This is a genomic window from Alishewanella jeotgali KCTC 22429, assembly GCF_000245735.1.
GTDB lineage: Bacteria > Pseudomonadota > Gammaproteobacteria > Enterobacterales > Alteromonadaceae > Alishewanella > Alishewanella jeotgali.
Genome location: NZ_AHTH01000053.1, coordinates 1 through 9,934, shown reverse-complemented (window position 1 = coordinate 9,934; position 9,934 = coordinate 1). Strand labels below are relative to the sequence as shown.

Below are 9,934 nucleotides of genomic sequence, written 5' to 3'. Positions count from 1 at the left end.
GCCTTTTTAGAGAAACGCAAACCGGCTTGGCTGGCGGATTAAAAATGCGTCAGCTGCAGGTTGCGCAATGCAAAAAATAACAATAACTGGTCAGTAAACCCGTTAATTCAGCAGGATAAGGAAGTATGTTCCGTAAAATACTGATAGCAAACCGCGGCGAAATCGCTTGCCGGGTGATCGACACCGCACACAAGCTGGGTATTCGCTGTGTGGCGGTTTACTCCGAAGCCGACGCCAACGCCCGCCATGTGCGTCTGGCCGATGAAGCCTTTTTACTTGGCCCTGCCGCCAGTAAAGATTCTTACCTGCGGGCGGACAAAATCCTCGCTATTGCCAAACAAAGCGGCGCCGAGGCGATTCACCCTGGCTACGGCTTTTTATCTGAGAACGAAGACTTTGCCCGCGCCTGCGCTGAAGCAGGTGTAGTCTTTATTGGCCCACCGGTACCAGCTATCGAAGCCATGGGTTCAAAAAGCGCAGCCAAGAAAATTATGCAGCACGCCGGCGTACCGTTAGTACCGGGCTATCATGGCGATGATCAAAGTGATGCTACCCTGGCTGCTGAGTCTGCCAAAATTGGCTATCCGCAATTGTTAAAAGCTGCCTATGGTGGCGGCGGTAAGGGTATGCGCGTGGTCTGGAACGCCAATGAATTTGCACCGGCACTGGCCAGCGCCCGCCGCGAAGCCAAGGCCAGTTTTGGCAACGACAAAATGTTGCTGGAGCGCTACCTGACCAAACCACGCCATGTCGAAATTCAGGTGTTTGCCGACAACCACGGCAATGCGGTTTATCTGGCCGAGCGTGACTGCTCGATTCAGCGTCGGCATCAAAAAGTGATTGAAGAAGCACCGGCACCGAATTTTACCCCGGCACAGCGTCAGGCGATGGGTGAAGCGGCGGTAAAGGCCGCTCAGGCGATTGATTATCGTGGTGCCGGTACCGTCGAATTCCTGTTTGACGAAGACGGCTCCTTTTATTTTATGGAAATGAATACCCGGTTGCAGGTTGAGCACCCGGTCACCGAGATGATTACCGGTCAGGATTTAGTGCAATGGCAACTACTGGTCGCTGCCGGGGAAAAACTGCCGCTATCGCAACCGCAAATTCAGCTGGATGGCCATGCTATTGAAGTGCGGGTCTATGCCGAAGATCCGGATAACGACTTCCTACCTGCTACCGGTAAGCTGACCTACCTGCGCCAGCCAGAGCAAAGCCGGCATGTACGGGTGGACACCGGTGTGGTCGAACACGATGAGGTCACGCCCTACTACGATCCGATGATCGCCAAGCTGATTGTCTGGGATGAAAGCCGCGACCGCGCCATCAGCCGCATGCTGCGGGCACTGGATGATTACCGTATTGCCGGTGTTACTACCAACCTTGGCTTTTTAACCAGTTTGGTGGAACATCCGGCCTTTAAAGCAGCGGAGCTGGATACCAACTTTATCAATAAGCATCAGGCCAGTCTGTTTGCGCCGGCGCATAACCGGCAAAGCCAGGCGTTATTGCTGGCCGCACTTTATATTGTCAGTAAGCAGCAGGCACCCAGCTGTCAAACGGCCAGCAGCCCTTGGCAGTTCAGCCATGGCTGGCGGCTAAACGAAACCCCAAGCTTAAACCTGGAGTTAAAGCTGGGTGATGACAAGCAGCTGATTAACGTAGCGGCGCAGCAACAACACTATAGCCTGACGTTAAACGGTCAGACGCTGGATTGTCAGGCCAGTTTAAATGGCGATGAGCTCAGCGCTATCCTCGCCGGGCACCGGATGAAAGTGCGGGTTAGCCAGTATCAGGACACCATCAGTGTCTTTATCAAACATCAGCGCTACGACATTGTCTATCAGACCGAAGTCGCTACGGTTACCGATGCCGCCGATAACGCCGGCAGCTTAACCGCGCCGATGAACGGCACTATCGTTGCCGTGCTCTGTCAGCCAGAGCAGCAGGTGCAAGCCGGTGAAACACTGGTGATTATGGAAGCGATGAAGATGGAATATGCGATTAAAGCCCCTAAAGCCGGTACCGTCAATGCCGTATTTTATGCTGCCGGCGATCTGGTAAAAGATGGTGCTCAACTGGTGGACTTTAGCCCGGAGGAAGCATGAGTTTTCCCAAACAGGTCCGGCTAGTCGAAGTCGGGCCGCGTGACGGCCTGCAAAACGAAAGCAGCGTGAGCAGCAGCGCAAAAATTCAGCTGATTGATCTACTCAGTGCAGCAGGCCATCAGTATATCGAAGCCGGCGCCTTTGTCTCACCCAAGTGGGTGCCGCAAATGGCCGATTCAGCGGAAGTTTTTGCCGGGATAAAGCGCCATCACGGTGTGACTTACGCCGCGCTCACGCCAAATCTGAAAGGCTATGAAGCGGCCAAAGCCGCCGGCGCCACAGAGGTGGCGATCTTTGGTGCGGCTTCGGAAGCCTTTAGCCAGAAGAATATCAACTGCTCGGTGGCTGAAAGCCTGCAGCGCTTTGCGCCGGTACTCGAAGCGGCTAAAGCTGATGGTATCAAAGTGCGCGGTTATGTCTCTTGCGTGGTCGGTTGCCCTTATCAGGGTGAGGTTGCAGCATCTGACGTGGCTTTCGTCGCCAAAGCCCTGCTGGATATGGGCTGCTACGAAATTTCGCTGGGTGATACCATAGGTGTCGGCACCCCGGCTAAAGTCAATGCTATGCTGGACGCGGTGCTGGCAGTAGTGCCGAAGGAACAACTGGCGGTGCATTTTCACGATACCTATGGCCAGGCACTGACTAATATTTATGTGACGCTCAGTCGCGGTATAGCCGTGATTGACAGCGCGGTCGCCGGTTTAGGCGGCTGCCCATATGCTGCCGGCGCTTCGGGGAATGTCGCTACCGAAGATGTGGTGTATTTACTCAATGGTCTTGGCATTGCACATGGCGTAGATTTAACCCTGCTGGCGCAGGCCGGCTGGTTTATCACCCGCGAGCTGGGGAAGCAGCCTAGTTCTAAAGTAGGATTGGCGTTACAAGCCAAGTGCAGCCAAACTAGTTCATAACGCATCCATGCTGCTGTTACGAAAATTCTACCGCAGCCAAGTGCTTAACGAATATCGGTGAGTCATTACGACTCGCAAAAGAGAGTGAACGAGGCGGTAAACGCAGAGTACACTTTGCTCGGGGACCTGTTTGGCATGGATGCCAAACAAGAGCGTACAGGGAGGTATACACAGCGTGCCCCGACAAAGTTGTACGGCGTGTTTAGCCGCCGGATGCAAAGATCGATAATCTTCGATCGCTCAAAATAGCAGATTATAGATCGGTGCAACGCCCTTAGCTGGGTAGTAATTTTCTCCACCGGCTTCAAGGATCACATCCATGTGCCCTTTCAGCCTCCGCAGCATCCATGCTGCTGTTACGAAAATTCTACCGCAGCCAAGGGCTAAACGAATATCGGTGAGTCATGACGACTCGCAAAAGAGTGAACGAGGTGGCAAGTACGAAGTGCACTTTTTTGGGGACGTCTTTTTCATGGATAGAAAACAGGACCGCAAAAAGACACAGAGAAGAGCTTACTGATAAAAGAATAGCGAACGAGATGATGAGCATTCCGTGCACTTTGCAAGGGAATGTATTTTTCAGGGACGAAAAATGCACAAATTTGTCAGGAACAAATTTGAACAGCGGCACGCTGGCCCGAAGGGCAAACTTCAGGATGAAGTTTGTAACCGTAAGGGATGTATTCACAGCGTGTCCCGGCAAAGTTGTACGGTGTGCTCGTCATCGGATGCTCAGGACTCTAGCTGACCTATTGTCGATGAGTGCAACACCCTCAGTGGGACAGAAATAGCAAAGTATTCGTAAACGAAAATTGCGATAAAAACAGAGGACAACAAATGGCAGGGTTTAATAAAGTCGTACATAGCTACGAAGACGCCATGGCCGGCCTGACAGACGGCATGACCGTTATTGCCGGTGGCTTTGGTTTATGTGGTATTCCGGAAGGCCTGATTGCCCAGATTAAAAAAATGGGCACCAAAGATCTGACAGTGGTTTCAAACAACTGCGGCGTCGACGGCTTTGGTTTAGGCATTCTGCTGGAAGATCGGCAAATTAAGAAAATGATTGCCTCCTACGTTGGCGAAAACGCCCTGTTTGAAAAACAACTGCTTAGCGGCGAGCTGGAAGTGGAATTAACCCCACAAGGCACGCTGGCAGAAAAGATGCGCGCCGGCGGCGCCGGTATACCGGCATTCTTTACAGCCACCGGCTACGGCACGCCAGTGGCTGAAGGCAAAGAAACCCGCGAAATCAATGGCCGCCACTATGTTCTGGAAGAATCCATTACCGGTGATTTTGCCATAGTACGCGCCTGGAAAGCCGACCGTTACGGCAACCTGGTATTCCGTCATACCTCGATGAACTTTAACCCGATGGCGGCGACAGCCGGTAAAATTACCGTGGCCGAAGTCGAAGAAATTGTTGAGCCGGGCGAATTAGAACCCTCACAAATTCATACGCCGGGTATCTATGTGCAGCGCGTGATCAAGGGCAACTTTGAGAAACGCATTGAACGCCGTATGGTTCGTCAGGGTTAAGGAGACAACAATGGCTTTATCACGTGAACAAGTCGCCATGCGGGTGGCACAGGAATTAAAAGACGGTTACTACGTTAACCTCGGCATCGGCATCCCGACCCTGGTCGCAAACTATGTACCAGCCGGTATTGAAGTAATGCTGCAATCGGAAAACGGTTTACTCGGTATGGGCCCATACCCAACCGAAGCAGAAATTGATGCCGATATGATTAACGCCGGTAAAGAAACCGTCACCGCGATTAAAGGCGCGGCGATTTTCAGCTCGGCGGAAAGCTTTGCCATGATCCGCGGCGGTCATGTTGATCTGACCGTACTGGGGGCTTTTGAAGTCGACCAGAACGGCAATATCGCCAGCTGGATGATCCCGGGCAAACTGGTTAAGGGCATGGGCGGTGCCATGGACTTAGTGGCCGGCGCCCAGAATATTATCGTCACTATGACCCACGCCGACAAATACGGCAGCAGCAAACTGCTGGAAAGCTGCAGCTTGCCACTGACCGGCGTTGGCTGTGTTAAGAAGATCGTGACCGATCTGGCCGTACTGGAGGTCAAAGACGGCGCCTTCCACCTGCTGGAACGCGCACCGGGCGTTTCGGTTGAGGAAATTCAGCAGAAAACCGCCGGTAAGCTGGTGATTAACGGCGATATTCCGGAAATGCAGTTTAACTAAGCCGTAATGCTTATCAGACAAGGCGCCGCGATGGCGCCTTTTTGTTGTATCCGCAGAAATTCACGACAGATTACCCGCCGTTTTATTGTATAAATGCAGCCTTTTCGTCACTATAGCGACAAACTGAATTAACAGGAGTCTTGTCTATGTTTCGTTTAAGCGCTATCGCCGCCATCCTTGCCGCCAGCTGCAGTTTTGTGGCTATTGCTGACCAATTTCAGGTAAAAGCCAGCAGCAGTATTGCCCCCACTGCTGATACCCTGGTGTTGCTGGTTAGCCCGGATCAACTCAATGCTAATCCGCAACTGGAAGCGATCAGCAAACAAGAGAATTTTAGCGCAGCACATGGCAAAACGCTGAACTGGCTGGCACCGGCTTCACCCTATTCTCAGTATCAGCGCGTATTGCTACTGGGTACTGGCGACAGTGCCAAGCTGACACCTTATCAGGCCAGCCTGCTCGGTGCCACCGCAGCCCGCAGCCTGAAAGGCAGCGCTGCCAATACTATCCAGCTTGATGCCTCATTAATTAAGACTCCGATTGGCCAGGCAGAGTTACTGGCTCAAATCAGCCATGGTGTCAATCTGGCCAGCTATACCTTTAGCCGTTACCACAGTAACAAGCAGCCACCTAAAGTGCGCCAGCTACACCTGTTAAGTGCCGAACAAGCCGCAACAGAACAACGTCTGGCCCAATTAGCGGCCCTCAGCGAAGGCGTAGCTCTGGCCCGCGATCTGACCAATGAACCGGCCAATGGGATTTATCCTGAGACCTTCGCCAAACAGGCTCTGGAGCTGCGTAAACTTGGCGCTAAAGTCACAGTACTGGATGAAAAAGCACTGGAAAAAGCCGGTTTAGGTGCCATCCTGGCCGTCGGTCGCGGCAGTGCCCGCCCGCCGCGCCTGGTGATTGTGCACTGGGAAGGTAGCAAGCAAGCGCCTTTGGCGTTAATTGGTAAAGGTATCACCTTTGATACTGGTGGTTACAACCTAAAAACCCAGGCTGATTCAATTCTGCGTATGACCAGCGATATGGCAGGTGCTGCCGCTGTACTGGGTACCATGCACACGCTGGCGAAGCAGAAAGCGCCGGTTAATGTGGTTGGATTGATGGCTCTGGCCGAGAATATGATTTCTGATCGCGCTTACCTGCCAGGTGATGTGATTACCGCCGGTAACGGTAAAACTATCGAAATTATCAATACCGATGCCGAAGGTCGTCTGGTGATGGCCGATGCGTTGTACTACGCCGAGACCAACTTTAAACCGCGCGCTATGGTCGATATTGCGACGCTAACCGGTTCTAAAGTGGGCGCCCTGGGGTCTTACTACGCCGGTATTTTCAGTAAGGATGATAATCTGGTTGCGCAATTAACCCAGGCGGGTGAGAAAACGCAGGAGAAATTATGGCGTTTACCGATGACCGATGAGATGTTACCGGAGTTAAAGAGCCGCATCGCCGACTTACGTAACACCGGCAGCAGCACCGGCGCTTCAACTGCCGCTTTATTCCTGCAACAGTTTGTTAAAGACACGCCTTTTGCACATCTGGATATCGCGGGTAATGCTCTAAGCAGTGGCAATCGTGGCTTACAAACTGAAGGTGCCACCGGCTATGGTGTGCGCTTATTAACCGAGTGGGTTTTAACCGCTGAGTAATCCATAAATAGAACCAGCTAGCGGCTTCAGCTGCTAGCCGGCTTTGTCACTCTTTGCACCAAAATCCGGATTCTCATATCACGATTCTAAAGCGTCGAGATCATTGCAACGCCCTTAGCTGGGTAGTAATTTTCTCCACCGGCTTCAAGGAGCAAATCCCTGTGCCCTTTCAGCCTCCGCAGCATCCATGCTGCTGTTATGAAAATTCTACCGCAGCTAAGGGCTTAACGAATATCGGTGAGTCATGACGACTCACAAAAGAGTGAACGAGGCGGTAAACGCAGAGTACACTTTTCTGGGGACGTCTTTCGCATGGATGCGAAAGGGACAAATTCGTCGGGAACGAATTTGAACAGCGCTTGCGCTGGCCCGCAGGGTAAACTTCAGGATGAAGTTTATAACCCCCCAGGGATGGGTTCACGGCGTGCCCCAGGAAAGTTGTACGGCGTGTTTAGCCGCCGGATGCACGAATCTTAGATAGTAAATGATCTTTTACCGGCTCAACCGCTTAATTAAACTCGACGTATCCCAGCGTCCGCCGCCCATTTGCTGCACCTCAGCATAAAACTGATCCACCAGCGCCGTCAGCGGTAAAGCACTGCCATTTTTGCGGGCTTCATTTAACGCAATTGATAAATCCTTACGCATCCAATCCACCGCAAAACCGAAATCAAATTTATCATCCAGCATCGTCAGTGAGCGGTTCTGCATCTGCCACGAGGATGCGGCGCCTTGCGAGATCACCTCGACCACAGCGGCACCGTCTAACCCGGCATTTTTAGCAAAGTTTAGGGCCTCAGCCAGCCCTTGCACCACACCAGCAATACAGATTTGATTCACCATCTTCGCCAACTGGCCAGAGCCAGCCGGCCCGAGCAACTTAACGCAACGGGCATAGCTCTGCATCGCCGCCTCAGCCAGACTGTAGTCGGCCGCACTGCCACCGACCATCACCGTTAAAATACCCTTCTCAGCACCTGCTTGGCCACCAGATACCGGTGCATCTAAAAAGCCCAACTGCTGTTTAGCGCAAGCTGCGGCCAGTTCACGCGCCAATTCGGCAGATGCCGTAGTATGATCGACCAGCACTGCGCCGGCCGCCATGGTGGCCAGAACTCCCTGCTCGCCGTAAACTACCGAGCGCACATCATCATCATTACCCACACACATAAATACCAGACTGGCGCCCGCTGCCGCCGCTGCTGGCGTTAGCGCGCACTTGCCGCCATACTGACTGACCCAGGCCTCAGCCTTGGCCGTAGTACGGTTATACACACAAACCTGATAGCCTTTTTGCTGCAGATAACCGGCCATCGGATAACCCATTACCCCAAGACCAATAAAGGCGACGCTTTTATTGCTAATATTTGACATAAAAATGACTTAAAGCTGTGACATAGTGGAGTGTGAGCTTACAAAGTTATCAGCCTAATTGAAAGTCTAAAGGAATGACCATGACGACACTTTATGATTTTACCGTCCAGGACAATGCCGGTAAGCCGCTTGAGCTAAGCCAGTTTCGCGGTAAAGTGGTTTTAATTGTCAATACCGCCAGTAAGTGCGGCTTTACGCCGCAATATAAAGATCTTGAAGCCTTACATAAACAGTATCACCAGCGTGGTCTGGTGATTCTGGCTTTTCCCTGTAACCAGTTTGGCAGCCAGGAACCAGGCTCTAACGCTGAGATTATGCAGTTTTGTGAACTGAATTACGGTGTGACCTTTCCGCTGATGGGAAAAGTCAATGTGAATGGTCCGGAAGCCGCGCCGGTATTTGAGTATTTAAAAGATCATGCCCGCGGTTTACTAAAAAGCCGTGCGATTAAGTGGAACTTTACCAAATTTCTGGTAAACAAAGAGGGAGTGGTGGTAAAACGCTATGCCCCGCGCACTAAACCTGCCAGCATAGCGCAAGCCATCGAAGAATTACTGTAACTTTGATCTGGCGCTAAATATGCAAAATCAGGATCCGGTATTCTCCCGTCATCAAGATGGGAGAGAAGCAATGAAAATCGCGGTATTCAGTGCGAAAAAATATGATCAGGACGGCTTTAACCAATGGGCTGATGCCAGCCTGCAGTTTCGCTACTTTGACAGTCGTCTGAATGTTGAGACGGTAAAGATGGCCGCAGGCTGTCATGCTGTTTGTGTTTTTGTTAATGACGATTTATCGGCAGCGGTGTTGCAGCAGCTATCGGAAATGGGCATCGAAATGGTCGCTCTGCGCTGTGCCGGCTTTAATAATGTCGATCTGGATACCGCCAAGGCGTTAGGGATCAGAGTAGCCCGGGTGCCGGCCTATTCACCAGAGGCGGTAGCCGAACACACTATCGCAATGATGCTGACCTTAAATCGCAAACTGCATAAGGCCTATAACAGAGTGCGGGATGATAACTTTGCCCTGGACGGTTTGCTCGGCTTTAATATGCACGGCAAAACCGTTGGTCTGATTGGTACCGGCCGTATCGGTCTGGCGACCGCCCGCATTTTGAAAGGCTTTGGTTGTAAGTTGCTCTGTTACGATATTCAGCCAGACGCTGAGCTGACCGAGCACTACACCACGTTGGAAAATCTGTATCAGCAAAGCGATATTATCAGCTTACATTGCCCGCTTACCCCGCAAACTAAGCATTTGATTAATCAACATAGTCTGGCACAGATGAAAGACGGTGTGATGCTGATTAATACCAGTCGTGGCGGCCTGATTGACACTAAAGCCGTGATCCACAGCCTGAAGAACCGGAAAATCGGCTATCTGGGTTTGGATGTCTATGAACAGGAAGCGGATATCTTTTTTGAGAATCTGTCTGAGCAGATGATTGAAGATGAAGTCTTTAAACGCTTACTCACCTTCCCCAATGTGCTGATCACCGGCCATCAGGCGTTTTTCACCCGCGAAGCGCTGCAACAAATCAGCCAGATCACCAGTGATAATCTGGTGGCTTTTGCCGGGGGACAAAGTAATGGTAATGAGCTGGTTAATTAGGGCTTATCCCCTATATCCTTGACGTTAACTGATCGGCATAGGGGCAGTCAGTGTAACTGACTG

General features: G+C 51.8%; 8 protein-coding genes. 7 read left to right on the top strand and 1 reads right to left on the bottom strand.

Annotated elements, in window-relative coordinates:
- The first annotated feature begins 125 nt into the window (after window positions 1–125).
- The 5 genes from AJE_RS16450 (at window position 126) to AJE_RS16425 (ending at window position 6,886) form a co-directional block, all read left to right on the top strand.
- On the top strand, window positions 126–2,108 hold the full coding sequence (locus AJE_RS16450; protein ID WP_008951794.1) for an acetyl/propionyl/methylcrotonyl-CoA carboxylase subunit alpha: 1,983 nt from the start codon (window positions 126–128) through the stop codon (window positions 2,106–2,108).
- Complete coding sequence (locus AJE_RS16445) at window positions 2,105–3,019, top strand: hydroxymethylglutaryl-CoA lyase (RefSeq protein ID WP_008951793.1); 915 nt, start codon at window positions 2,105–2,107, stop codon at window positions 3,017–3,019. Before AJE_RS16450 ends, AJE_RS16445 begins: the two co-directional genes overlap by 4 nt.
- 837 nt (window positions 3,020–3,856) lie before the next feature.
- Window positions 3,857–4,558 (top strand): CoA transferase subunit A, encoded by a 702-nt coding sequence (locus tag AJE_RS16435; RefSeq protein WP_008608117.1) that lies wholly within the window; start codon window positions 3,857–3,859, stop codon window positions 4,556–4,558.
- Window positions 4,559–4,568: 10 nt separating this feature from the next.
- Complete coding sequence (locus tag AJE_RS16430; RefSeq protein WP_008951791.1) at window positions 4,569–5,228, top strand: CoA transferase subunit B; 660 nt, start codon at window positions 4,569–4,571, stop codon at window positions 5,226–5,228.
- Window positions 5,229–5,374: 146 nt separating this feature from the next.
- Window positions 5,375–6,886 (top strand): leucyl aminopeptidase, encoded by a 1,512-nt coding sequence (locus AJE_RS16425; RefSeq protein WP_008951790.1) that lies wholly within the window; start codon window positions 5,375–5,377, stop codon window positions 6,884–6,886.
- 492 nt (window positions 6,887–7,378) lie between these two features.
- Here AJE_RS16425 and AJE_RS16420 read toward each other — a convergent pair whose 3' ends face one another.
- Window positions 7,379–8,260: an NAD(P)-dependent oxidoreductase gene (locus AJE_RS16420; protein WP_008608114.1), complete on the bottom strand. Its 882-nt coding sequence runs from the start codon at window positions 8,258–8,260 to the stop codon at window positions 7,379–7,381.
- Between the two features lie 80 nt (window positions 8,261–8,340).
- Here AJE_RS16420 and AJE_RS16415 point away from each other — a divergent pair, with 80 nt between their 5' ends.
- Window positions 8,341–8,820, top strand: coding sequence for a glutathione peroxidase (locus AJE_RS16415; protein WP_008951789.1), 480 nt, complete (start codon window positions 8,341–8,343; stop codon window positions 8,818–8,820).
- Between the two features lie 70 nt (window positions 8,821–8,890).
- Window positions 8,891–9,871: a 2-hydroxyacid dehydrogenase gene (locus AJE_RS16410; protein WP_008951788.1), complete on the top strand. Its 981-nt coding sequence runs from the start codon at window positions 8,891–8,893 to the stop codon at window positions 9,869–9,871.
- The last annotated feature ends 63 nt before the right edge of the window (window positions 9,872–9,934 follow it).